At 74.0% G+C, this 22,587-nt stretch carries 24 protein-coding genes; 8 read left to right on the top strand and 16 right to left on the bottom strand.

Annotated elements, in window-relative coordinates:
• The first annotated feature begins 144 nt into the window (after nt 1-144).
• Both DZA62_RS21965 and DZA62_RS37290 read left to right on the top strand, forming a co-directional pair.
• Nucleotides 145-918 carry a GDSL-type esterase/lipase family protein gene (locus DZA62_RS21965; RefSeq protein WP_116951073.1) on the top strand — a complete coding sequence of 258 codons (774 nt, stop codon included), beginning with the start codon at nt 145-147 and terminating at the stop codon, nt 916-918.
• Nucleotides 915-1,049: a hypothetical protein gene (locus tag DZA62_RS37290; protein ID WP_269813914.1), complete on the top strand. Its 135-nt coding sequence runs from the start codon at nt 915-917 to the stop codon at nt 1,047-1,049. The genes DZA62_RS21965 and DZA62_RS37290 overlap by 4 nt, the downstream gene beginning before the upstream one ends.
• A 5-nt stretch (nt 1,050-1,054) precedes the next feature.
• On the opposite strand, the gene DZA62_RS21960 is transcribed toward DZA62_RS37290, so the two are convergent.
• Complete coding sequence (locus DZA62_RS21960; protein WP_116951072.1) at nt 1,055-2,494, bottom strand: LLM class flavin-dependent oxidoreductase; 1,440 nt, start codon at nt 2,492-2,494, stop codon at nt 1,055-1,057.
• A 102-nt stretch (nt 2,495-2,596) separates the two neighbouring features.
• Between DZA62_RS21960 and DZA62_RS21955 the strand changes: the two genes are divergently transcribed.
• Nucleotides 2,597-3,121 carry a COG4315 family predicted lipoprotein gene (locus DZA62_RS21955; protein ID WP_116951071.1) on the top strand — a complete coding sequence of 175 codons (525 nt, stop codon included), beginning with the start codon at nt 2,597-2,599 and terminating at the stop codon, nt 3,119-3,121.
• Here DZA62_RS21955 and DZA62_RS21950 read toward each other — a convergent pair.
• The gene (locus DZA62_RS21950; protein ID WP_116951070.1) at nt 3,118-3,942 is read right to left on the bottom strand and encodes a siderophore-interacting protein; all 825 of its coding nucleotides are present in this window, start codon (nt 3,940-3,942) and stop codon (nt 3,118-3,120) included. The two genes, DZA62_RS21955 and DZA62_RS21950, sit on opposite strands and share 4 nt — an antisense overlap.
• Nucleotides 3,939-4,934 (bottom strand): ABC transporter substrate-binding protein, encoded by a 996-nt coding sequence (locus DZA62_RS21945; RefSeq protein ID WP_116951069.1) that lies wholly within the window; start codon nt 4,932-4,934, stop codon nt 3,939-3,941. The genes DZA62_RS21950 and DZA62_RS21945 overlap by 4 nt, the downstream gene beginning before the upstream one ends.
• A gap of 55 nt (nt 4,935-4,989) precedes the next feature.
• Here DZA62_RS21945 and DZA62_RS21940 point away from each other — a divergent pair, with 55 nt between their 5' ends.
• Nucleotides 4,990-5,781: a helix-turn-helix transcriptional regulator gene (locus DZA62_RS21940; protein ID WP_198664047.1), complete on the top strand. Its 792-nt coding sequence runs from the start codon at nt 4,990-4,992 to the stop codon at nt 5,779-5,781.
• Here DZA62_RS21940 and DZA62_RS21935 read toward each other — a convergent pair.
• The 9 genes from DZA62_RS21935 to DZA62_RS21895 all read right to left on the bottom strand — a co-directional run bounded on the left by DZA62_RS21935 (nt 5,778) and on the right by DZA62_RS21895 (nt 13,741).
• Entirely contained in the window at nt 5,778-6,521 is a 744-nt protein-coding gene (locus tag DZA62_RS21935) for a DUF429 domain-containing protein (RefSeq protein ID WP_116951068.1), read from the bottom strand. The two genes, DZA62_RS21940 and DZA62_RS21935, sit on opposite strands and share 4 nt — an antisense overlap.
• Before the next feature lie 5 nt (nt 6,522-6,526).
• Nucleotides 6,527-7,444 (bottom strand): hypothetical protein, encoded by a 918-nt coding sequence (locus DZA62_RS21930; RefSeq protein WP_116951067.1) that lies wholly within the window; start codon nt 7,442-7,444, stop codon nt 6,527-6,529.
• 41 nt (nt 7,445-7,485) lie between these two features.
• Nucleotides 7,486-7,917 carry a hypothetical protein gene (locus tag DZA62_RS21925; protein ID WP_157987827.1) on the bottom strand — a complete coding sequence of 144 codons (432 nt, stop codon included), beginning with the start codon at nt 7,915-7,917 and terminating at the stop codon, nt 7,486-7,488.
• A 90-nt stretch (nt 7,918-8,007) separates the two neighbouring features.
• Nucleotides 8,008-8,679: a response regulator gene (locus DZA62_RS21920; RefSeq protein WP_116951140.1), complete on the bottom strand. Its 672-nt coding sequence runs from the start codon at nt 8,677-8,679 to the stop codon at nt 8,008-8,010.
• Nucleotides 8,676-9,911: a sensor histidine kinase gene (locus DZA62_RS21915; RefSeq protein WP_157987826.1), complete on the bottom strand. Its 1,236-nt coding sequence runs from the start codon at nt 9,909-9,911 to the stop codon at nt 8,676-8,678. Before DZA62_RS21915 ends, DZA62_RS21920 begins: the two co-directional genes overlap by 4 nt.
• Nucleotides 9,908-11,005: an acyltransferase family protein gene (locus tag DZA62_RS21910; RefSeq protein WP_116951064.1), complete on the bottom strand. Its 1,098-nt coding sequence runs from the start codon at nt 11,003-11,005 to the stop codon at nt 9,908-9,910. The genes DZA62_RS21915 and DZA62_RS21910 overlap by 4 nt, the downstream gene beginning before the upstream one ends.
• On the bottom strand, nt 11,002-11,955 hold the full coding sequence (locus DZA62_RS21905) for a D-alanine--D-alanine ligase family protein (RefSeq protein WP_116951063.1): 954 nt from the start codon (nt 11,953-11,955) through the stop codon (nt 11,002-11,004). The genes DZA62_RS21910 and DZA62_RS21905 overlap by 4 nt, the downstream gene beginning before the upstream one ends.
• A complete protein-coding gene (alr, locus tag DZA62_RS21900; RefSeq protein WP_116951062.1) occupies nt 11,952-13,112 on the bottom strand; it encodes an alanine racemase in 1,161 nt (386 codons plus the stop codon). Before alr ends, DZA62_RS21905 begins: the two co-directional genes overlap by 4 nt.
• Nucleotides 13,109-13,741 (bottom strand): M15 family metallopeptidase, encoded by a 633-nt coding sequence (locus tag DZA62_RS21895; RefSeq protein WP_198664046.1) that lies wholly within the window; start codon nt 13,739-13,741, stop codon nt 13,109-13,111. The genes alr and DZA62_RS21895 overlap by 4 nt, the downstream gene beginning before the upstream one ends.
• Nucleotides 13,742-13,872: 131 nt before the next feature.
• On the opposite strand from DZA62_RS21895, the gene DZA62_RS21890 reads away from it, so the two are divergent.
• Nucleotides 13,873-14,988, top strand: coding sequence for a hypothetical protein (locus tag DZA62_RS21890; RefSeq protein WP_157987825.1), 1,116 nt, complete (start codon nt 13,873-13,875; stop codon nt 14,986-14,988).
• A gap of 97 nt (nt 14,989-15,085) precedes the next feature.
• Nucleotides 15,086-16,759, top strand: coding sequence for an alkaline phosphatase D family protein (locus DZA62_RS21885; RefSeq protein ID WP_116951060.1), 1,674 nt, complete (start codon nt 15,086-15,088; stop codon nt 16,757-16,759).
• Nucleotides 16,760-16,824: 65 nt separating this feature from the next.
• Here the strand turns inward: DZA62_RS21885 and DZA62_RS21880 are convergent, their stop codons facing one another.
• Genes DZA62_RS21880 through DZA62_RS21870 form a run of 3 tightly spaced genes read right to left on the bottom strand, consistent with a single transcriptional unit; the run spans nt 16,825 to nt 18,730 of the window.
• Entirely contained in the window at nt 16,825-17,487 is a 663-nt protein-coding gene (locus DZA62_RS21880; protein ID WP_116951059.1) for a VOC family protein, read from the bottom strand.
• 2 nt (nt 17,488-17,489) lie between these two features.
• On the bottom strand, nt 17,490-18,029 hold the full coding sequence (locus DZA62_RS21875) for a DinB family protein (protein WP_116951058.1): 540 nt from the start codon (nt 18,027-18,029) through the stop codon (nt 17,490-17,492).
• Nucleotides 18,026-18,730: an alpha/beta fold hydrolase gene (locus DZA62_RS21870; RefSeq protein ID WP_116951057.1), complete on the bottom strand. Its 705-nt coding sequence runs from the start codon at nt 18,728-18,730 to the stop codon at nt 18,026-18,028. Before DZA62_RS21870 ends, DZA62_RS21875 begins: the two co-directional genes overlap by 4 nt.
• Nucleotides 18,731-18,802: 72 nt before the next feature.
• Here DZA62_RS21870 and DZA62_RS21865 point away from each other — a divergent pair, with 72 nt between their 5' ends.
• Nucleotides 18,803-19,366 carry an ArsR/SmtB family transcription factor gene (locus DZA62_RS21865; RefSeq protein WP_116951056.1) on the top strand — a complete coding sequence of 188 codons (564 nt, stop codon included), beginning with the start codon at nt 18,803-18,805 and terminating at the stop codon, nt 19,364-19,366.
• A gap of 936 nt (nt 19,367-20,302) precedes the next feature.
• Nucleotides 20,303-21,736: an argininosuccinate synthase gene (gene argG / locus DZA62_RS21855; RefSeq protein WP_116951054.1), complete on the top strand. Its 1,434-nt coding sequence runs from the start codon at nt 20,303-20,305 to the stop codon at nt 21,734-21,736.
• A gap of 46 nt (nt 21,737-21,782) precedes the next feature.
• Here the strand turns inward: argG and DZA62_RS21850 are convergent, their stop codons facing one another.
• Entirely contained in the window at nt 21,783-22,583 is an 801-nt protein-coding gene (locus DZA62_RS21850) for an alpha/beta fold hydrolase (protein WP_116951053.1), read from the bottom strand.
• Nucleotides 22,584-22,587 lie beyond the last annotated feature (4 nt).

Genomic DNA, 22,587 nt, shown 5'->3' with positions numbered 1-22,587 from the left:
TCGGCGATGGCGAACGGGCGCGACGGGCCGGGCTGAGCGCTCCGCCCGCACGCCGGCCGCGGGCACGGCGGCCGCGCGGGACAGAGCCACCAGAACTCCTTGTCACGGCGCCAGGACGGCGCCGCCTCGCGAAAGGGCACCACCATGCCCCGGTTCACCCTGCCCGCGTGCGCCCTGACGCTCGCGCTCGCTCTCGGCGCGGCCGCCGGCTGCGCCGCCCCGGACGACGTCACCGTGCTGGCCGCGCCATCACCGCTCGCGGCGCAACCGCCGAGCGCAGCCGCGCTGCCACCCGCGCTCACCGAGGATCGGACCGTGCCGGGCACCGGCACGCTGGGGGAGTGGCGGCACCGCACACCGTCCATCAGCACGCCCCGCCAGTTCCGCCGGGTCCGCGACGCCGACGGGCTGCTGGTCGTCGGCGACTCGATCGCGCAGGCGACGGCGTACGAGCTGGCCGTCCGGGCCGGTGCGGCGTACGGCCTGCCGGTCGCCGTCAACGCGCACCCGGGCCGGCCGACGGAGCCTGCGGCGGACTGGATCGACGAGAACGCCGCGCTGATCCCGGACCGCGGCATCGTCGTCGTGAGCGGTGCGAACGACGTCTTCGCCCCGCTGGGCTGGTGGCGGCAGGTCGAGCGGGTGCTGGCCGCGGCGGACGGCCGCCCGGTGTACTGGCTCACCGTCCACGTCGACCGGTGGAGCGGCGACGCGGTCCAGCGGGCGGCCGACCGGAGCCACTCGGACTGGCTCAACGACCAGCTGCGCGCCCTCGCGCAGCGCCATCCGAACCTGGTGGTCGTCGACTGGGCCGGGGCGGTGACCGGCGACCTGCTGTCCGACGGCGTGCATCCGTCCGACGCGGGCGTCGCGGCCTGGTGCGACCTGCTCGAGCGCGCGCTGGGGCTGGCGTCGTGAGGCCGCCGCGGCGGTCCTGGGACCGGGACGACTGGATGGTGCTGGCGGTGCTGCTGGCGCTGCTCGCGGCCCTCGTGCTGCTGGCATGGGACGCGCCGCCGACGTCGTGGCTGGAGCGCGACTTCCGCTGACGGCGTCAGGGAGTGGCGATCGGGGCCAGCGCGCGGACGTCGTCGGGCGAGGCGAGGTCCTGCACGGCGACGAAGATCGTGCGGACGCCGCGGTCGAACAGCTCGCGGTAGCGCCGCGCCGTCCGGTCGGCCGTGGCGGCGTGGTGCTTGCGGGCGTACGCCGCCGCCGGCGCGTTGCCGCGGGACCGCTCGACCCGCCGCCAGACGTCGTCGCGGTCGCTGCCGACGATCGGCAGGTCGAGGACGGTGACGGCGACGTCGCGGCCGGTGCGGTCGCGGTGCTTCTCGAACACCGCCAGCCGCTCGTCGAAGCCGTCGTCGGTGCGCAGGTTGCAGGCGTCGCCGAGGGCCGCGGCGATGCGCAGCGACCGGTCGCCGGACCCGCCGACGACGATCTCCGGCCGGCCGGTCGGGCGCGGGTAGGACGTCGTCTCCGGCAGCGCGACCCGGGTCCCGGAATACGCCTTCGTGCCCGACGCCCACAGCGCTCGCATGATCTCGATGGCGCGCTCCAGCTCGTCCAGCCGTTCCTTCGGCGGCGGGAACGCCAGCCCGTGCACCTCGTGCTCGCGGCCGAACCAGCCGGCGCCGATGCCGACGAACGCCCGGCCGCCGCTCAGCACGTCCAGCGTCGCGACGGCCTTCGCGATGACGCCTCCGGGCCGGAACGTCACCGGCGTGCACAGCGGGCCGAGCCGCAGCCCGGCGCCGAGGCCGGCCAGCATGCCCAGCGTCGTGAACGAGTCGGGGATCGGGTCCCACGCGCGTCCGACCTGCGGGATCTGGATGAGGTGATCCATCAGCGCCAGCCCGGCGAAGCCCGCCTCGTCGGCGGCCAGCGCGACCTCCGTGAGCCAGCCGGACGGGTCGTCGCCCCAGGGGAAGCGGGAGACCTGCAGGATCACCTGGCGGTCGCCCGTCGCCGGCACGGCGGCGGGCGCGGGCGGTGCGGCGGCGGTCTCCGGGGTGTCGGCCCGGATGGTGACGACCAGGTCCCAGCCCTCGCCGTCCAGCTCCGCCGCGACCTGGCCCGCTCGGCGCAGCTGGCCGGCCAGCGCCGGGGCGGGGACCGGCCGGTCGCGGGCGGCGTTGCGGGTGCGGCACAGCTCGGCGGGCGTGTCGAACCGGACGGCGACGGCGGGCAGCCCGGCCTCGCGGGCGACGGCGAGATAGCCGCGGCGGCGGTCGGCCTCCAGGCCCAGTGTGTCGACGACGACGGTGAGCCCGCGGCCGGCGCGCGCGGCGACGATGCGGTCGAGCAGCGCGAACGCGTCGTCCGTCGCGTCGAGGTCGTGCCGGCCGCTGCCGGCCACGCCGCGCAGGTCGTCGGAGGACACGATCTCCTGCGCGCGGTAGCGGGCCCGCGCCCACTCGGACTTGCCCGCGCCGGAGGCGCCCACCAGCACCACCAGCGCCGGGTCCGGGATCGGTGGCTGCGTCGTCACCCGCCCAGGCTAGTGCGGGCGGACCGGCCCATCCCGCGGCGCGCGTCCTCCGTATGACCTGTCGTGGGCCGCGAACTCGCGGCAGGCAGGGGGAACGTCATCATGAGGATCAGCACTGTGGCCGTCCTCGGCACCGGGCTCGTGCTCGCACTGGCCGGCTGCTCGGACAGCGGCGGAGACGGGAACACCGCCGCGCCCGCGGCGCCCACGTCGTCGTCCGGATCGTCGGAGGCGCCGTCCGCGCCGGTCGCGCCGGCCTCGCTCGAGCTGGCCGCGGCGTCGTCGAGTCTGGGCGAGATCGTGGTCGACGGCAAGGGCATGACGGTGTACGTCTACACCAACGACACGCAAGGTGCCGGCACGTCCACGTGCACCGACCAGTGTGCGGCCGCCTGGCCGGCCGTCCCCGCCGCGTCGGCCACCCCGGCGGTTCAGGGGGTCACCGGCGAGGTCGGCACCATCACCGGCGTCGACGGCAAGCCGCAGCTCACGCTGAACGGCTGGCCGCTCTACACCTACGCCCAGGACCAGGCTCCGGGCGACGTCACCGGTGAGGACGTCGGCGAGGTCTGGTACGTCGTCTCGCCGGCCGGTGAGCCGATCAAGGAGTCCGGCGACGAGTCCTAGTCGTCGTCGTGCCCGGCGACGCCGCGTTTCCAGTACCCGGTCACCAGGGCGTCGACCTCGCCGCGCCGCGAGCTCCGCAGTGGCTTGACGTCGCCCGCCTCGCCCGCGGCGAACAGGAACGTCCGCCCGAGGCGCCGCGGCAACGCGTCGACGGTCGCGGCGAGCGCCGAGCCCGTCGTGGCGCGGACCAGCGGATGCACCGTCACCCGCTCACCGTGAGGGACCGGATAGTCGTGCTCGGCCGGTTCGCCGGTCTCGACCACGACGTCGGCGCTGACGCCGGCCGGCGCGGACTCCAGCCAGCGCGCGACGGCCGGTAGCCCGGTCGCGTCGACGGCCAGGACGTAGTGGTCGTAGGTGTAGGGGAACGCCTTCCCGCCCGGCGGCCCGGCGATCGTCACCTCCTCGCCGACCCGCGCGCCCGCCGCCCAGGACGACGCCAGGCCGCCGTCGTGCAGGACGACGTCGAGGTCCACCTCCAGACCGTCCGGGTCGTAGCGGCGGATCGTGTAGTCGCGGGTCGGCGGCAGCGGTCGCGGCCAGTCCAGCAGCTGGCGGTCGTTGGGCACCGGCGCGCGCAGGACGCCGTCGTCGTCCGGGAAGACGATCTTGACGTGGTCGTCGGCGTGGTAGGTGTGCAGACCGGCCAGGCCCGGACCGCCGAGCGTCAGGCGCAGCATCCGCGGCGTCACCTGCTCGCGGCGGCGGACGGCGACGCTGCGGACGCCGATCGGGTACGGGATCCGCGTGACCCCGCTGCCGGAGCGGTGGTGGGCGGCGACCTTGGGGCCCGGGTCGCTGCGGTCGATGTCGGCGCTCATCGGGCCGCCAGCAGCGGCGCGAGGGCTTCGTCCAGCGCGTCGAGCGTGAACATCGCCGACGGGTAGGTGGACGCCTCGGTGTAGCGGATCGGGAACGCGCGCCCGGCCTGCACCGCCGGCAGGTTCTGCCACAGCCCGGAGTCGAGGACCGCCTGCACCGACGGGTTCGGCGTGCCGTCCGGCTGGACGGTGTAGGTGATCGCGTCGGCCTCGCCGAGGCTGTCGGTGATCTGCTCCAGCGCCGGGTACTCCGACACGTCCCGCCCTCCGCCGCCCGCTTCGGCCACCTCGCCGTAGTACGTGACGCCGACGTCCTCGGCGATGTTCGTGCCCCACGACCGCGAGAACTCGCGCTGGAACGTGCCGTCCTCGGCGACGCCGTAGCCGCCGACGTGCCCGAACTCCAGGCCGGCGAGCGCGTCCTCGTACTTCGCGGCCAGCTCCGCGGCGCGCTCCTCGTAGGCCGACCGGCCCGCCTCGAAGTCCTCCAGCCGGTCGGCCGCGTCGGTCTGCCGCTCGGACAGCTGGCGCCAGGCGTCCGGCACGGTCGGGCCGATCGCGACGACAGGGGCGATCGACTCCAGGTAGTCGAGGTCGATGTCGCCCATGACCGGCTGCGGGATGCCGAGCACGATGAGGTCCGGCCGCAGCTCGGCGATCGCCTCGTAGTCCGTCTCCGCCGCCGCCTCGCCGGCGACCCGTGGCAGCTCCTCGTACGTCGCCCGGTCCTCGTCGGTCATCATGGCCAGCCCGCGCTCCCACGACGAGACGCCGACCAGCGCCGCGTCGGCCTCGATCAGCGCGGGGACGGCGTATCCGGTGGCGACGACGCGCTGCGGGTCGGCGGGGATGTCGATGTCGCCGTTGTCGGCGGCGAACGTGCGGATGTCGCCGGACTCCGGCGACGCGGAGCTCGCGCTGCCGCCGTCGTCGTCGCCGCAGGCCGCGACCAGGGCGAGAACGAGAACGAGGGGGAGGAGCAGAGTACGCATGCAGGTGAGGCTAGCCTTACCGGACGAGGTGGAACTGTCGACGAGAGGTCAACTTGTGTCGCTGACGGAGCGGTTCGGGGGCGATCCGCTGTGGTGTGAGGAGTACGGCTACGGCATCGGCAGCCCGGGCGGCATCTACCTGCTCAAGTACCGGTCGTCCGGCGTCCTGGAGTTCGGCGAGCGGCGGCAGGACTTCCTGCACCAGCTGTACTGGGCGCCCGGCGGCGTGCTGACGGCGCGGCATGGGCTGAGCGTGCGGTTCGTCGGCGAGGGGGAGGCGTTCTGGGTGCAGCGGGCCGTGAGCCACGAGGTGCGCGTCACTGGCGGCGAGCTGGTCTACCGGGTGTGCCTGCGCGAGGTGCCGCCGGCGCTGGGCGACCTGCGGGCCGGTGCCGTCGCCGTCGACGCGGAGGCGGGCCGGTCGCTGCGGATGATCGCCCGGCCCGGCCACGACGAGGAACGGGCGCTGGCGGCGCGGGCGCGGATCCTCGCCGGCCTCGGCGCGTCGGCGGACGAGCTGCCCGGGCGGCCCGTGGCCGGCGCCGGCCTCGCCGCGACGGTCGCGCGGGCGCTGGCGCACGACCCCGGCGACGACACCCGGCTGGAGGAGTGGGCGGCGCGGCTGCACACCAGCGTGACGACGTTGCAGCGCGACTTCCGCCGCGAGTTCGGCACGTCGTACCGCCGCTACCGCGCGCAGTTGCGGCTGCGCGCGGCCCGGGTGCTGCTGGAGACCGAGCCGGTCACGCGGGTGGCACGGCAGGTCGGCTATGCCAGCCCGTCGGCGTTCGTGGCGGCGTACGGCAAGGAGTTCGGGCACACCCCGGGCGGCCGGCGGCGCCGTTAGCGCAGGTCGTCGAGCCCGCACTCCGGGACGGCGATCCAGCCCTCGACCCGCGCCTTCTCGACCTGCTCGCCCTCGGGCGCCGAGACCAGCCGCAGCGCCGCCGCCCGCGCGCTGAGCGCCGCGACGACCGCGTCGAACGCGTGGTCGGACCGCCGGCAGGTGTCGTCGTACGGGCCGAGGTCCAGCCACGGTGCGGCCTCGCGCAGCGCCGTCACCAGCCCCTCGCGGGCCGGCCGGTTCGCGGTGCCTTTGTAGCCGCGGTGCCGTAGCCCCCAGACCTTCAGCGACGCGGCCGGGTACACCTCGGCGACGGTGCCGCTCCCCGCGCGATGGACGTCGAGCCCGCGGCGGGCGAGCTGGGCCAGCAGCCAGGCGCACCGGAACGCCGCGTGTCCGATGCGATCGGCCGCGACACTGAGCGGGATGAGCCCGGTCGCCTCGCGCACGACCTCGTCGGTGCGGCGGTTGGCCAGCTCGCGCCGCCAGTCGCGCCCCTCGAGCGTCGGGTGGCCCGACACGTGTCCGTCGCGGTGGCCGGACACGAACTCGACGAACGGCAACGGCCAGCCGAACGGGCAGTCGATGCCGCTCTTGTCCGCGCCCGCGATCGCCTCGATGATGACCGCGTCGTCGGCCTTCTCGGCCAGTGCGGTCACGACGGCGGCGCCGCCGGCCCACTGGATCGTCGCCACGGCCGTGCCGGCCGGTTCCGCGCTCAGGTCGACGCCGACGGTCCGCATGGCGCTCAGCCGTCCGCTCCCTGGTCCATGCAGGACAGGTCGGCCACGTCGGGCGGCAGGTCGGTGGGGATCTCGGCGATGTCCGTGTTGATGAACCACGACGACGTGTACGTCGTGTCGTCCGGGGCCGGGTTCCCCGTGACCGCCATGACGATGTCGGTGTAGTCGACGTTCACCTGCAGCTGCCCGCCGTCGGCCGGCAGCCAGACCTGGCCGGCGGACTCCATGCCGGCGATCGTCGCGAGGATGCCGGGGTCGGTCTGCGCCTCGCCGGACAGCGACAGCCCGACACCGTCCGGCACGGTGATCTCGTACAGCGTGCCGTCGGCGTCGACCCGGACCGGTTCCGGCTCGCCGACGATCGAGCGGAGCACGTCGAAGGGTTCGACGAGCCGTGGGTCGGCGGGCGGCAGCCCGAACTCGGCGGTGCGGTCCTCCAGCGCAGCGGTCATGTCGACCCACGGTGTCCCACAGGGCTCCTGGGCGGCCGGGTTCCGCATGAGCACCACGGTGTCGGTCGTGACGAACCGGATGATCCCGCTGCCCGTCAGCGGCTCGTCCGGCAACATCTCCGCCGCCGCGGCGGAGATGTCGATGCTCCGGTCGTGGTACGGGACGTCGAGGTCGAACTGCACCCGTTCACTGGTCATCGTGACCTCTTCGCCACCGGCGGCCAGGTTGTCGAACTTCCGGTAGTAGCCATGCCGGGCCGCGAGATAGGTCTCGATCTCGGCCCACGGCACGACCTCCGGCGCGTCCGTCGCGGCCGGCGTGGCCGAGCCGGCCGCCGGTCTGTCGTCCTCGGCCTCCGCAGGAGCGGACTCGCCGCCGCAACCGGCGGCGAAGAGCGCGAGGACGCTGAGACCGGCGGCGGCACGGACCGTCAGACGCGGTGTCCCAGGTGTTCGAAGGTGGACTGCCACGAGCGGACTCTAGCGGCAATTCACCCGCCTGTCGGTCCAGGTCAGGTGCGGCCGCCGCCGTACCAGTTCGAGCAGGTGCTGGTGCCGTCGATGCACACCTTCACCGAGACCGCCCGGCCCTCGGGGAAGCTGAGGTTCCAGTCGTCGCCCGAGGTGTTGATGACGTACGTCGCCGTGCCGAAGCCTTCGACCGAGAGGTAGGCCCGCAGGCCGTGGCCGTCGGTGCGGTTCTCGCGCACCCAGAACCACTCGCCGTAGGCCCGGAAACCCGCCTCGTAGGCGGACCCCGTCCCGGTGTTGAGACTCGCGTAGACGTCGCGTCCGCCGACGTCGTCCTCCGACGCCTCCGAGTATCCGTAGGAACGCCAGGTCACGTTCGGCTGCACGTCGGCCGCCGCCGGTGCGGCACCGACCACCGTCGCCGTCAGCCCGCTCAGCGCCACCGCGGCCATGCGTCGTGTTCGCGTCCGCACGTCGTCCTCCTCGTGTCGTCGTGCAGGTACGCCGCACAGCGTGGACGAGCCCGCTTTCGTCGCCCTTGCTCGCTGCTTGCCTTCGCGTCGCTAGGCGCCGTCGAGCAGGCCGTGCTCGTGGGCGAAGACGACGATCTGGACGCGGTCGCGCAGGGCGAGCTTGCGCAGGATGGCGCCGACGTGCGTCTTGACGGTCGATTCGCTGGCGAAGACCAGGCCGGCGATCTCGGTGTTGGACAGGCCGCGCGCCACCGCGGTGAACACCTCGCGCTCCTTGTCCGTCAACGACAGGTACGCCGACGGCACGGCGGAGCGGGAGCGGAACTGGCCGTCCAGCAGCGTCGCGAGGTCCTGCGGCGCGAGCACCGCATTGCCCGCGTACACCGTCCGGATCGCGTCTCGCAGCTGCAGCGGCGTGGTGTCCTTGAGCAGGAAGCCGCTGGCGCCGTAGCGGATCGCCGTCGCCGCGCGGTCGTCGAGGTTGAAGGTGGTGAGGACGACGACGCGCACCGGCTGCGACCGCCGCGCGACCCGGTCGGGAAGGAAGATCTGCCGGGTCGCCTCGACACCGTCCATGTCGGGCATCCGGATGTCCATGAGAACGACGTCGGGGGAGAGCTGGTCGACCAGACGGACCGCCTCGAGCCCGTCGCCGGCCGAGCCGACCACCGTCATGCCGTCCTGGGCGCCGACGATGACCCGGACGCCCTCACGGAACAGCTCCTGGTCGTCGACCAGGAGCACCCGGATGTCAGCGGTCATGCGCCGCCCGCCCGGACCGGCACCCACGCCGTCGCCGTGAACGTCGTCCCGCTCTCCTCGTCGCGGCGGCGGACGTCGAGGCGCCCGCCCACGGACTCGAGGCGCCGGCGCATACCGTCCAGGCCGGACCCGCCGGCCGGGTCGGCGGCGCCCGCGGCCGCGAACGGCGACGCCGCGACGACGTTGCGGACCTCGATGCGCAGCTCGCCCTCCCAGTGCCGCTCGACCCGGACCGGGGCGTCGCGGCGGCCGTGCTTGATCGCGTTGGTCAGCATCTCCTGCAGCACCCGGAACGCGACCACCTCCAGCTCCGGCGGCAGCGGCCGCGGCATCCCGATCTCGGTCGACACCACCTCGTGCCCGCTCGCGCGGACGCCGTCGACCAGGGTGTCGAGGCCGGCCGGCTGAGCGGGCCGCTGCTCGGTGTCGGCCAGCACCTGCCGGACGTCGCGCAGCGAGGTCCGCGCCGACGTCGCGATCTTCGCCATGGTGTCCTTCAGTGCCTTCGGGTCGGTGTCGTCGAGGTATTGGGCGGACTCGGCCTGCGCCAGGATGACCGCCAGCGAGTGCCCCACCACATCGTGCACGTCGTTGGCCAGCCGTGCCTGGTCTTCGCGCAGCCGGGCGATCTCGCGCGCCTGCTCGGTCTCGCTGACGGCGCGCGCGGCGTCCTCCTCGGCGGCCTCCTGCGACGCCTTCGACGTGCGGGCGCGGTCGCCGAAGCGCAGCGCGAGCCCCACCAGCCAGGGCGCCCCGAGCGTCGCCATGCCCATGACGACGGCGGCGAGCTGCCAGGTGATGCTGAGGCTGCGGACGGTCTCGAGGAGGCCGTGGTTGCCGGCGAGGTCGGCCAGCCCGCCGAGGCCGCGTGAGTTGACGATGACGCTGACGATCACCGCGGCGACCGGGATGGAGAGCGCGCTCAGCCACACCGTCGCCGCACTGCCCCAGCGCGCCGTCCCGAACGCGACCGCGGCGATGGCGACCTGTACCAGCATGAGGTCGATGCCGCTCAGCAGCTGCAGCCCGCACACGGCCCACACCAGCGCGAGCGCGGCGGCCGGCAACCGGCGGCTCAGCCCGACGGCGACCGCCGTGCCGACGGCGACGAACGCCAGCTCGATGCGCCACTCCGGCAGCACGTCCGCCGTCGCCGCCTCGTAAAGCCCGAGCACCGCGACGATCGCCGCCGCGACGATGTCGGGCACCCATGCCCGCCAGGTCGTCGTCACGTCGCCACCGCCCGGTACCGGACGGCGCGGCGCGCGAGCGGCTGCTCGACGTAGCGACGGCTCAGCTCGGCCGCGACCAGCGTGAGGACGAGGGCGAGCGGCCCGGCGACGGCGCCGGCGTGCGGTCGCAGCCAGAGGGTCAGCGGGTAGTTCCAGAGGTACGCGGCGTACGACACCGTCCCGAGCCACACCAGCGCCCGCAGCGCCGGCGTCGTCACGTCGGCCCAGCCGCGCCAGGCCAGCAGCAGGACGGCGGTGAGCGCGGCGATGGTCGGGCCTCCGGCGAGGTAGGTGAGGGCGTGTCCCCGTAATGGAACCACGCTGAGCACCGCGAGGCCGGTCAGAGCGGCGACGACGGCGATCGACGCCGGCGCCCGCCCGGCCGGTGTGGGCGTGCGCGCGGTGGGTGTCGGTGCCCGCCCGTAGGGTGGGACTCCCTCCCAGCCGGGCGGGCCATGACCCCGCGGCGCCGACCAGCGGTCCTGGTACACCCGCGCCGCCGCACCGATCACGAAGCACACCGCCCACGACGTCGGCAGCGCATAGGCGAGGTCCGGGTCCGAGCGCAGCCAGACCAGCGTCGCGACGCACGCCAGCCCGCACGCGGCAGCCGTCACGACCAGCGCCGAACGCACCCGGCCGCGGGCGAACGCGACCGCCAGCAGCGCCGGCCACAGCAGGTAGAACTGCTCCTCCGTCGCCAGCGTCCAGAGGTGGAACGTCGCGTCGCTGGCGTGGCCGAACGGCAGGTTGCCGGTCCACGTCAGCGCCGCCAGCACCGTCTTCGGCAGCTCGGCGCGGTCGCCCAGCGGGTCCAAGGTGAGCGTCACGACCACGACGCCCGCGACCAGCACCAGCAGCGGCGGCACCAGCCGGCGCGCGCGTCGCGCGTAGAAGCGGCGGTAGTCGATCCGCCCGGTCCGGCCCAGCTCGTCGACGAGGAGCCCGGTGATCAGGTAGCCGGACAGCGCGAAGAACATGACGACACCGACCACGCCGGCCCCGGCGAACGGGCCGGGGAACGCGTGCCGGAGCATGACCAGGCCGACCGCGATGCCGCGGATCAGGTCCAGCCCGTCGATCCGGCGGCTCATCCGATGACGTCGCGGACGAGCAGGTCGAGCAGATCGGCGTAGGAGACGCCCGCGGCGGCGAACATCTTCGGGACCTGCGACTGCTCGGTGAACCCGGGCATCGTGTTGACCTCGTTGAGCACCGGTCCGGCCGCGGTCAGGAAGAAGTCGACCCGGGCGACGCCCGCGCAGCCGAGCGCGTCGAACATCGCGACGGCGGCGTCCTCCAGCTCCTTGCGCTCGGTGTCGGCCAGCTCGGCGGGGATGCGGAAGTCGGCGGCGCCGCCGTACTTCGTCGCGAAGTCGAACAGCCCGTCGACGACGATCTCCAGCGCGGGCGCGACGGTGCGCGACCCGTCCGGGCGGCCGAGGACGGCGACGTCCACCTCGCGGCCGGCGACGACGTCCTCGACGAGGACGCGGCGGTCGAGCGCGAAGGCGCCGTCGAGCGCCTGGGGGAGCTCGCCGGGCGACTCGACGAGGGTGACGCCCTGGCTGGACCCCGCGGCGACCGGCTTGACGACGACCGGACGGGTCCAGCGGTAGCCGGGCGCCGTCGACGGGGTCAGCAGCACGCCGGGCGCGGTAGCGATCCCGAGGTCGGCCGCGACCAGCTTCGTCGCCCACTTGTCCATCGCCAACGCGCCGGCCAGCACGCCGGAGCCGACGTAGGGAACGCCGGCGAGCTCGCACAGCGCGGCGAGCGCGCCGTCCTCGCCGCGCGGCCCGTGCAGGACGGGGACGGCGACGTCGCAGGTCCGCAGCACGTGGACCGCGTCGGCGAGGTCGGCGGGGCAGCCGCCGGCGCCGTGCCGCCAGCCGCCGTCGCGCTCGATGGTGAGCCTGACGACGGCGTAGCCGGCGGTCTCGAGGGCGTCGGCGACGGCGGAGGCCGAGGCCAGCGACACGTCGTGCTCGCAGTTCTGCCCGCCGCCGATGACGGCGACCCGGGCGGCGCCGCGGGCGTTCATCGGACGCTCCGCAGCACGGCGACGCTCTCGCGAGCGACGCGGGGGCCGATGCCGGTGACGATCTCGTGCTCGATGGTCCCGGCCCAGGCGGCCCACTCGGCGGCCGTCGGCTCGCCGTCGTCGCCGGGGCCGAACAGCGTCGCGACCTCGCCGGGCGCGACCGCGTCGTCGCCGAGGTCGACGACCGCCTGGTCCATCGAGAGCAGCCCGACGAGCCGGCGGCGCCGGCCGCGGACCAGCACTTCGGCCCGCCCGGACGCGGCCCGCGGCAGCCCGTCGGCGTAGCCCAGCGGCAGCAGGCCCAGGTGTGTCGCGGCGGGCGCCGTCCACGCGTGCCCGTAGCCGACCGGCGTTCCGGCCCGGACCCTGCGGACGCCGACGAGTGGAGCGGTCAGCGTCAGCGCGGGCCGCAGGCGCACCGTCCGCGAGGGGTCGATGCCGAACAGACCGGCTCCGATCCGGACCAGCGTGTGGTGCGTGCGGGGGTCGGTGAGGGTGGCGGCGGTCGCGGCGAGGTGCCGGTGCGCCGGCCGCAGCCCGGACGACCGGGCCACCTCGACGCCCCAGGCGAACCGGGTCCGGCCGGTCGCGTTGGCCCGGTCGGCGGGGACGTCCGCGCAGGCCAGGTGGCCCATGACGCCGTCGACACGGAGCTGCCCGCGCTGCTCGGCGAGGCGGGCGGCGCCGCAGAGCTGCGCCCACTCGGCCGGCGGGGCGCCGTCGCGGGCCATGCCGGTGTCGAGGTGCAGGTGGACGCGGGCCGGTCCGGCGCCCGCCGCGGCGACGGCTTCCAGGTGCGGGCGGCTCGCGACGGCCAGGTCGATGCCCGCCGCGACGGCCGCGCCGAAGTCCGCGTCGACCGGGTTCAGCCAGCTCAGGATCGGCGCGGCGATGCCGGCCGCCCGCAGCGCCAGCGCCTCGTCGACGCTGGTGACGCCGAGCCGGGTCGCGCCCGCGGCGAGCGCCGTCCGGGCGACGTCCACGGCGCCGTGCCCGAACCCGTCCGCCTTGACGACCGCCATCAGCGCGGCGCCGGGCGCATGGGCGGCGAGGTCGCGGGTGTTGGCGGCGACGGCGGCGAGGTCGGCGGTGAGCAGGGGGCGGTTGGTCACGGCGGCGGCTCGCGGGCGTGCGTCGATCGTCGCGGCGGCGATCATGCCGCCACCAGGTGGGCGCCGATCGGGCCGTACAGCGCGGCCGGCGCGCCGGTCGTCAGGGCCCAGTAGCGGTCGCCGTAGCTCCAGTGCCACCACTCGGTCGGGTAGTTCACCAGCCCGGCCGAGCCGAGGACGTCGGCCAGCAGTGCGCGGTGCACCCGTGCGTCGGCCGAGACGTTGCGCGCCGCGAAGTAGCAGGCGCCGTCGCTCTGCTCCGGCGTGGCGTCGATCGGCGTGCCGAGGTCCAGCTCCCGCCCGTCGCCGTCGACCAGGGTGAGATCGACCGCCGCGCCCGCGACGTGCGGCGCGACGGCGACGGGGGAGACGAACCGGCTGGTGAGCCGCTCGAGCTCGGCGAGGTCTCGGTCGAGGCCGGGGTGGACGGCGGACAGCTCGGCGGCGTAGCGGGCGATGATCGCACGCTGGTCCGCGACGCTGCGGTGCCCCTCGACCACCCGCAGGCCGACGCCCTCGGGCAGCCGGTCGCGAGCGAGGAGGAGCCGCTGGGCCAGCGAGACCCGCACCCGCGCGCGGGCCAGGCCGAACGACGGGGTGAGCTCGACCAGCGGCTCGCCCTCGTCGGCGACCGGTATGGCTGCGACCCGCGGGTCGGACAGGAGAATCGTCATGTCCAGCACGCTAGGAACGGCGGCCGGTCCGGGGCCTCCACCTGAGGTGCCGGACCGCTGTCCCCGAGGACGAGATCCCTGACCTGCGGTTCCAGGGATAGGCTGCGCGCACCGGCGACGGGGAGGGGCGCGTGCGGCGGTGGACAGGTTGGTTCAACCGGCCGTTCCTGTGGCTCGTCGTGGCTCTTGTCGCGGCCCTTGCGGGCCTGGTGTTCGCCGCCGAGGCGGTGCGGGCGTTCGCCCGCCCCGCCGAGCCGACCGGCATCGCCCGGTGCGTCCGTGAATTCGACACCAGCTGCCTCACCAGCCGTGACGCGATGCCGGAATCGACGCTCGACCGCCGTGGCAACCGCTCCACCGGAATCCGGACGTGGCAACTGGACGTCCAGGGCGACTGGCCGCGCGGACCGTACGAGCGACGGCTGGAGGTGGAGTTCCGCCGGCAAGCCGGTCGTGACGAGTTGCGGGCCGGCGCGATGGTCGAGGTTCTGTTCGCCGGCTCCGAGGCGGTGTGGGTTCGGCTGCCCTCCGGGACCGTGCTGGAGACGACGGCGCATCCCTGGCAGGCCGTTCCGGCCGACGGTTTCGCCGCGCTGACGTTCCTCGGCGGTGCGGCTTGGGCGACGGACATCGCCGTCCGCAGCGCGCGCCGGCGCAGGTCGTGGGTCCGGGCCGGGCTCGCCGAAGTGGAGCCCGGTATCGCGATGGCGGCGTTCGGTGTCAGCGCCCTGGGCTTGCTGGTGCAGTTCGCCTTCCCACGGCCGACACCGCTCGGTGTGGCCGGGCTCGTCCTGACCGGCTGGGTCGGCTGGGTCATGGTGCGGCGCCGGCTCCGGCCGAAGCGGAGCGCTCCTCGCGCCACCGCTTCGCGGTTCCTCGCACGCCGTCGTCGCGCCGACCTGATGGATGAGCTGACGCGGCTCACCGCCACCGGAGTCCCCGGGGCGGACCGCCGCAACGGCCACCTCGCCCTGGTCGTCCGGCCATCGGCGCCGCGCCACTGGGCGCTGGAGCCCGAACGTGTCGCGGCCGCGGCCGGGCGCGCGCTGACGAGGCGTGGCCGGGCCGGCTTCGCCCCCGATCTGACGGCCGGCGACTGGATCCGGGTCGGCGACGCTGCTCGCCGGCGGCGACCCGAGGCCGCTCGACCGGGAGCTCTACGTGATGACCGTGCAGGCGAGCGCCGCGGACGTGCCGGAGGATGCCGGCGGCATCAGCCGGCGCCTTCTCGGCCCGCTGCTGCGTGACCTCGGTGTCGCTGACGCGACCTGACTCGCGGCGACGTTCAGCGGACGGTCACTTCCTGTCATACTCTCCGTTAACCCCCGCGGGAAGCGTGAGTCCATGGATGTCTCCCCCCAGCGTCCCCTGTCCCGTCGTCACTTCGTCACCGGTCTCGGCGCGACCGCCGCGGCCGCCTCCGTCCCCGGCCTCATCCGCGTCGACGGCGCTCATGCGGCGCCGCCCGGCACCGGCGGCACGCTGCCCGACGGTGTCTTCTCGCTCGGGGTCGCCTCGGGCGACCCGCTGCCGGACGGCGTCGTCCTGTGGACGCGGCTCGCGCCGGATCCGCTGAACGGCGGCGGCATGCCGGATCGCCCGTTCCCCGTCGAGTGGGAGGTCGCCGAGGACGACACGTTCGCACGGGTCGTGCGCCGCGGCCGGACCATCGCGCTGCCGCAGCAGGGCCACAGCGTTCACGTCGAGGTCGGCGGCCTGCGTGCCGGCGCCGACTACGCCTACCGCTTCCGGGCCGGCGGCCGGATCTCGCCGGTCGGCCGCACGAGGACGGCACCGGCGGGGTCCGTCGCCGCCGTCCGGTTCGCGTTCGCCAGCTGCCAGAACTGGCAGGACGGCTATTTCACCGCCTATCACCACTTGGCCGGTGAGGACCTGGACTTCGTCGCGTTCCTCGGCGACTACATCTACGAGTCGGTGCCGCGCACCACCACCGTCCGCACCCACGAGGGCACCGGCGAGCCGATGACGCTGGCCGAGTACCGCAACCGGCACGCCCAGTACCGCTCCGACCCGAACCTGCAGGCCGCTCACGCCGGCTTCCCGTGGATCGTCACCTGGGACGACCACGAGGTCGACAACAACTGGGCCGACGAGATCCCGCAGGACCCGGACCTCCAGACGCCCGAGGCGTTCCGGGCCCGGCGGCAGGCCGCGTTCCAGGCGTACTACGAGCACATGCCGTTGCGCCGCGGCGCCCGCCCGCGCGGCCTCGACCTGCAGCTCTACCGGCGGCTGCGGTTCGGCGACCTCGTCGACCTGCACGTCGTCGACACCCGGCAGTACCGCTCGGACCAGCCGGCCACGCTCGAGCAGGCCGAGACCGAGCCGCTGACGATGACCGGCGACGAGCAGGAGCGCTGGCTGGTCGAGGGCGTCACCGACGGCGCGACGCGGTGGAACCTGCTGGCCAACCAGGTGATGTGGGCGCAGAACGACCGCACCGCCGGCGAGGTCGACACGTTCGACCTCGACAACTGGGACGGCTACCGCGTCCAGCGTCGCCGGCTGCTCGAGGTGTTCGGCAGCGACGCCGTCACCAACCCGGTCGTGCTGACGGGGGACCGGCACTGCACCTGGGTCGCTGACCTGCACCCCGACTTCGACGACCCGTCGTCGCCGGTGGTGGGCGCCGAGATCACCGGCACGTCGATCTCGTCCGGCGGCAACTCCGACCCGGTCGCGTTCCAGAACACCTACCGGCCGATCGCTGAGGAGAGCCCGCACTGGAAGTACTTCGACAACCAGCGCGGCTACGTGGTCTGCGACGTGACGCCTGAGCGGATGCTCAGCTCGCTGCGGCTGGTCGACACCGTCTGGCAGCCCGGTGGAGCGACGGTGCGAACGGCGGCCGAGTTCCTGGTCGAGGCCGGCCGGCCCGGCGTCACCGTCGAGTTCCAGGAGCCCCGATCGGCGCAGCTGCGGGCGCAGACGCACCGCGACGCCGGCCCCGTCTACGACGTCGACGACGTCGACGAGGCAGCCGACCTGCGGCGCTGACCGCGCCGGGCACCACGGACGGCCGGCCCCTCGCGCGCCAGGCGGGCGCGAGGGGCCGGCCCTGGTCAGTCGCGCCCGGCCGCGGACGTGACGTCGACCTCGTTGCCCTCGGCGTCGGCCAGCGTCCACCAGGTGGGCGACGCGTCGCGGACCAGCCGGCCGCCGGCGGCGAGGGCGGCCTCGACGCGCGCCTCGGCCAGCTCCGGCGGCACCCAGACGTCGAAGTGGAAGCGATTGCGCTGCGGGCGGGGCGCGTCCATGTCCTGGAACCAGATCGACGGGCCACGCCAGCGCGGGTCGACGAGGTCCTCGTCGGGGCTGTCGGCGCGCCGCTCGTAGCCGAGCACCGCCGCCCAGAACGGCATGACGTCGGCGCTGACCAGCGCGTCGATGGTCACCTGGACCGTCTGGATCAGCGACGGGTCGGCGACGAGCCCCTGCTCGCGGGCCAGGTCCGAGATCCGCACCGCCAGCTCGACGTCGTCCGTCGTCATGCCCATGTAGTCGGGCGTCTCCGTGAGCAGCCGGACGGCGACGGTGTCGTGCCGCAGGTCGACGTCCGGACGGTGCGGCCCGGCGCCGGCCGCGGCCGCGATGGTCGCGACGAGCCGGGCGCCGGCCGCGAACGAGCCGGTGCGGAAGACCGCGGTGGCGCCGTCGCCGACGACCCGCCAGTCGCGCGTGCGGTCGTCGGCGTGGAAGGCGCGCATGGTGATCGGCTCGGGCATGGTCACTCCCCGGTGCTGCCGTCGACGGACTCGCGGATGAGGTCGGCGTGGCCGTTGTGCCGCGCGTACTCCTCGATCATGTGCGTCAGGATCCAGCGCACGCTGGCAATGCGGCCGTCGCGCCAGGGACGGTCGGCGAGCCGGCTCAGCCCGCCGTCGGCCATGGCCTCGGCCAGGTTCGCCCGGGACCGCTCGACCGACTCCTCCCACAGCGCGAACAGCTGCTCCGGGGTGTCGTCGGCGGCGGAGTGCCAGTCCCAGTCGTAGTCGGCGGGCCAGTCGACGGTGGCCCACGGCGCGCTGCGCTCGCGGCCGAACAGCCAGAACGTGAACCAGTCGTCCTCGACGAAGGCGAGGTGTTTGAGCAGCCCGCCGAGCGTCATGGTCGAGGCGCCGGCGGTGGTGTTCAGGCCGGCGGCGTCGAGGCCGCGGCACTTCCACGCCAGGGTGGCGCGCTGGAAGTCGAGGAACCCGGTCAGCGTGCGCAGCTCGTCGCCGTCGACCGGGGGTTCGGGGCGGCCGTGCTCGTCGACGTCGGTCACTTCGCCGCCGCCTCGTTGATCGCCCGGCCGAGGTCGTCGGGACGGCTGAACTGCGGCCAGTGCCCGGTCGGCAGGTCGATGTACTCGACCTCGCGGAGCTTGGTGAACTCCTGCACGGGCGGCTCGCCGCCGTCGATCCAGGCGCGCAGCTCGGCCGCGGAGAACTCCGGGCAGATGACGGTGACCGGGACGTCGTAGCGGCGTTCGCTGGTGAGCCGGATCGGGTCGGTGGTGGCGCGCTCGGGCGACGGGACGGCGCGGGCGCGGAAGTCGGCGCGCGCGGCGTCGTCGAGGTCCTTGAGGTCGGCCTCGCCGATGTCCTCCCAGCTGGGCAGCGGGATCTCCCCGTTCTCGGCCGCGAACCGGCCGAGCGGCTCGCCGTCCGTCGCCGGGAAGCCGCCGATGTACACGGTGCGGGCGACCCGGTCCGGCCGCGCGTCGGCGGCGGCGTAGGCGAGTCCGGAGCCGAGGGAGTGCCCGACGACCAGCACCTTCCCGTCCTCCTCGGGCACCGCGTCGATCGCCGCCACGACCGCGTCGATGTGGTCCCGCAGGGTGACCGAGGAGCGGTCGGCGTCGCGGGACTCCAGGCCCGGGAGGGTGAGTGGGTGTGCGGTGTGACCGGCCCGCTCGAGGACGGGGATCACCCGCTCCCACGACGAGCCGTCCAGCCAGAGGCCGGGGATCAGAACGATGTGCATGGTGGTTCGCCCTCTCGGGTTCGATATGATCCAGATCTACGGATCAATCCAAACTAATGGAATGGACCGGAAATGTCGATCGATCGCGCGACGCCCGACTACGACCTGGACGACCAGGCCGTAGTGACGGCGCCGGCGCAGCTGCGCGCGATGTCCGACCCACTGCGATCGACCCTCCTCGATCTGGTCCTCGAGCGCGCGGCGACGGTCACCGAGCTGGCCGCGGCGGTCGGCCGCCCCAAGTCGACCGTCGCGCACCACGTAGGAGTGTTGGTCGACGCCGGCCTGCTGCGCGTCGTCCGGACCCGGCGGGTGCGGGCCATCGACGAGCGCTACTACGGCCGGACGGCGCGGCTGTTCCGCATCGGCAAGGTCGACCACCCGGTCATCTGGGAGAACGACCTCTCGGTCGCGTCGGCCGAGGCTCGGGCCGCGTACGAGGCCGACGTGATGATGAGCATCCACCGCCACGCCCGCATCCCGCGGGAGCGGGGGATGGAGTTCTGGGAGAAGGTGCTGGAGCTGGTTCGCGAGTTCAGCGCGATCCCGCGCTCCGGCGACGCCGTCTTCGGGTTCGTCGCCGCCCTCTACCCGACGGAGCATCCCGCCCTCCCGGATCCGTCGCCCGACGCGTGACGGCGGCCTTGCCGGCGGCTCGGGGCCGGCCGGGTGGTGGTGGCGTCCACGGTGAGACTTCGGCGCCGTTGGTGAGCCATCACGAGGACTCTGTTCGCTTCACCAGATCTGCGTACCTGGTGAAGTGGGAGAACACCTGGTGATGGATGCGATCGTTGATGATCATCGTGGTCCACAGGTCGGCCGACGTGCATCAGGGCATCCGGCGCATCGGCTCACGGGAGCCGGGGCAAGGCCGGCGGGAGGCTTCGGGCACGGTCGACGGGTGACGCGGAGCAAGGCCGGCGGCAGCCATGGGACGCCGTCGTGGTCGACGGTGAGATCGGTGTGCGAGGTCGGTGCGGGAGTTCACTGAGGCCGGGGCCACGGTCGCCGGCGATCAAGGAGCCATCACCAGGCGTTCTCCCGCTTCGCCTGGCATGCGTGCCTCGTGAAGCACCAGAACGCCTGGTGATGGATGCGATCGTTGATGATCATGGCTGTCCACAGGCGCCACCACGACGTCACCCCACGGCACACGCCCCGGGACCACGCCGGTGAACATCGAGGCGTGCCCGGGCTCGCCCCGTCCCCCGGATAGCGGCCACGTTCTTGGCTGCGGGCTGCGGGCTGCGGGCTGCGGGCTGCGGGCTGCGGGCGTGCGGGCGTGCGGGTCATGCGGTCATCACCGGCGCGGAGCGCCCCGTCGGTCCGCTCGAGGCCCACGTTCGCGGCAAGAGAATGGGACAGCAGGGGGGACGGCGAACGGTCGCACCAACGGCGAACGGTCGCACCAACGGCGAACGGTCGGTCCGGCCAACGGGCACCCCGGCGCTCCGGTGTCAGCCGGTCGTCGTCGCCACCCCGCGGCGCAGCGCCAGCCCAGTCGGTCAGGGTGGGCCACATCACCAGAAGACCCGCTTGCATAGTCATGCGGAACCCTGCATACTTTTGCTCGTGTCCAAGGTGCTCACCTCCCTGCCCGCCGGCGAGCGGGTCGGCATTGCGTTCTCCGGCGGTCTCGACACCTCCGTGGCGGTGGCGTGGATGCGCGACAAGGGGGCGGTGCCGTGCACGTACACCGCCGACCTCGGTCAGGCCGACGAGGACGACATCGACTCGGTGCCGGGGCGGGCGAAGCTCTACGGCGCCGAGATCGCCCGGCTGGTCGACTGCCGCGCCGCGCTGGTCGAGGAAGGGCTGGCCGCGCTGACGTGCGGCGCGTTCCACATCCGCTCGGGCGGCCGCAGCTACTACAACACCACCCCTCTCGGCCGCGCGGTCACGGGCACCCTGCTGGTGCGGGCGATGCTCGAGGACGACGTCCAGATCTGGGGCGACGGGTCGACGTTCAAGGGGAACGACATCGAGCGGTTCTACCGCTACGGCCTGCTCGCCAACCCGAACCTGCGCATCTACAAGCCGTGGCTCGACGCCGCGTTCGTGGGTGAGCTGGGCGGCCGGCGCGAGATGAGCGAGTGGCTGCGCGAGCACGACCTCCCGTACCGCGACAGCACCGAGAAGGCGTACTCGACCGACGCGAACATCTGGGGCGCGACGCACGAGGCGAAGACGCTGGAGCACCTCGACAACGGCATCGAGACCGTCGACCCGATCATGGGCGTCCGGTTCTGGGACCCCGAGGTCGCGATCGCCACCGAGGACGTCACCATCGGCTTCGAGCAGGGCCGGCCGGTCAGCATCAACGGCCACGAGTTCGGCAGCGCGGTCGAGCTGGTCCTCGAGGCGAACGCCGTCGGCGGACGGCACGGGCTGGGCATGTCCGACCAGATCGAGAACCGCATCATCGAGGCCAAGAGCCGCGGCATCTACGAGGCGCCCGGCATGGCGCTGCTGCACGCGGCCTACGAGCGGCTGGTCAACGCCATCCACAACGAGGACACCGTCGCCAACTACCACAACGAGGGCCGGCGGCTCGGCCGGCTCATGTACGAGGGCCGCTGGCTCGACCCGCAGGCGCTCATGCTGCGCGAGTCGCTGCAGCGCTGGGTCGGCTCGGCGGTGACGGGCGAGGTGACGCTGCGGCTGCGGCGCGGGGAGGACTACTCGATCCTCGACACCAACGGCCCGGCACTGAGCTACCACCCGGACAAGCTGTCGATGGAGCGCACTGAGGACTCCGCCTTCGGCCCGGTCGACCGCATCGGCCAGCTGACCATGCGCAACCTCGACATCGCCGACTCCCGGGCCAAGCTCGAGCAGTACGCGGGCCTCGGCCTGGTCGGCGACTCCCACGCCGAGCTCATCGGCGCGACGCACCTCATCGGCGAGCTTCCGGAGGGCGGCGCCGAGGCCATCGCCTCGCGCGGCGAGGTCGACGCCGACGAGGTCATGCTCGACCGGGCGGCCATGGAGGCCGGCACCGACTGACCGATGTCGGGGCGGCGGCCCCGTGAAGGAGCCGCCGCCCACCCGATCAGCGGGTCAGGAAGGCGCGGACGGACTCCGCGACGGGACCGGGCGCCATCCAGAACGCCGAGTGGTCCAGGCCGGGCAGGGTCTCGACCGTGACGTGCGGCAGCACGTCGGCCAGCGCGTGGGCGCCCTCGTGCACGAACGGCTCGCCGTGCTCGCCGACCAGCACCACGACCGGGGCGTCGATCGACCAGCGGTCGCGGGGGAGCGGCTTGCCGTCCTGCGTACCCTGCACGATGCGCCCGTCATAGGCATAGGTGTGCGCGAGCGCGGCCATCGCGTCCCACGACGGGTCCTGCTTCATGCCCTCGACCCACTCGGCCGGGACCAGCAGCAGCTCGGTCATGAAGTACTCGACCGCCTCGCTGCGCCGGCCCGCCGCGACCAGTGCCTCCTGGTGCGCGACGTAGCCTGCCGGCGACGGCGGGCGGATGCCGCTGACGATGAAGGGCGGCTCGAACAGCCCGAGGCCGGTGACCTTCGGGCCGAGCGCGCTGGCGGCGTCCAGCGCGAGCACGCAGCCGCCCGACCCGCTGACCAGCGCCGCGCGGCCGCCGACGGTATCGATGAGTGCCTCGATGTCGTCGATCTCGCGGGCCGGGTCGTACGGCTGCGGGTCGCCGCTGCCGCCGCGGCCGCGCCGGTCGAAGTTGACGACGGTGAAGTGCTGGGCCAGCTCGGCGGCGATGCCGGCGACGCCGGTGTGGTCCTCGGCGACCGTGCTGATGATGATGACGGCGGGGCCGGAGCCGGTCGTCTCGTACGCGATGGTGGTGCCGTCCTTCGAGGTCAGGGTGTTCACGATC

Origin of the sequence: Jiangella endophytica, assembly GCF_003427025.1 — a bacterium.
In the GTDB taxonomy this organism is placed as follows: domain Bacteria; phylum Actinomycetota; class Actinomycetes; order Jiangellales; family Jiangellaceae; genus Jiangella; species Jiangella endophytica.
Note: the sequence above shows the minus strand (reverse complement) of the source record. Positions and strands in the feature narration are given on the sequence as shown.

What these genes read in the sequence shown, in the direction of transcription:
- DZA62_RS21910 (WP_116951064.1), bottom strand. Translation starts at nt 11,005, where the DNA reads ATGAGCCGCCGGATCGACGGGCTGGACCTGATCCGCGGCATCGCGGTC.
- DZA62_RS21920 (WP_116951140.1), bottom strand. Translation starts at nt 8,679, where the DNA reads ATGACCGCTGACATCCGGGTGCTCCTGGTCGACGACCAGGAGCTGTTC.
- DZA62_RS21945 (WP_116951069.1), bottom strand. Translation starts at nt 4,934, where the DNA reads ATGCGTACTCTGCTCCTCCCCCTCGTTCTCGTTCTCGCCCTGGTCGCG.
- DZA62_RS21965 (WP_116951073.1), top strand. Translation starts at nt 145, where the DNA reads ATGCCCCGGTTCACCCTGCCCGCGTGCGCCCTGACGCTCGCGCTCGCT.
- DZA62_RS21935 (WP_116951068.1), bottom strand. Translation starts at nt 6,521, where the DNA reads ATGCGGACCGTCGGCGTCGACCTGAGCGCGGAACCGGCCGGCACGGCC.
- DZA62_RS21950 (WP_116951070.1), bottom strand. Translation starts at nt 3,942, where the DNA reads ATGAGCGCCGACATCGACCGCAGCGACCCGGGCCCCAAGGTCGCCGCC.
- DZA62_RS21865 (WP_116951056.1), top strand. Translation starts at nt 18,803, where the DNA reads ATGTCGATCGATCGCGCGACGCCCGACTACGACCTGGACGACCAGGCC.
- DZA62_RS21870 (WP_116951057.1), bottom strand. Translation starts at nt 18,730, where the DNA reads ATGCACATCGTTCTGATCCCCGGCCTCTGGCTGGACGGCTCGTCGTGG.
- DZA62_RS21895 (WP_198664046.1), bottom strand. Translation starts at nt 13,741, where the DNA reads ATGACGATTCTCCTGTCCGACCCGCGGGTCGCAGCCATACCGGTCGCC.
- DZA62_RS21885 (WP_116951060.1), top strand. Translation starts at nt 15,086, where the DNA reads ATGGATGTCTCCCCCCAGCGTCCCCTGTCCCGTCGTCACTTCGTCACC.
- DZA62_RS21955 (WP_116951071.1), top strand. Translation starts at nt 2,597, where the DNA reads ATGAGGATCAGCACTGTGGCCGTCCTCGGCACCGGGCTCGTGCTCGCA.
- alr (WP_116951062.1), bottom strand. Translation starts at nt 13,112, where the DNA reads ATGATCGCCGCCGCGACGATCGACGCACGCCCGCGAGCCGCCGCCGTG.
- DZA62_RS21905 (WP_116951063.1), bottom strand. Translation starts at nt 11,955, where the DNA reads ATGAACGCCCGCGGCGCCGCCCGGGTCGCCGTCATCGGCGGCGGGCAG.
- DZA62_RS21880 (WP_116951059.1), bottom strand. Translation starts at nt 17,487, where the DNA reads ATGCCCGAGCCGATCACCATGCGCGCCTTCCACGCCGACGACCGCACG.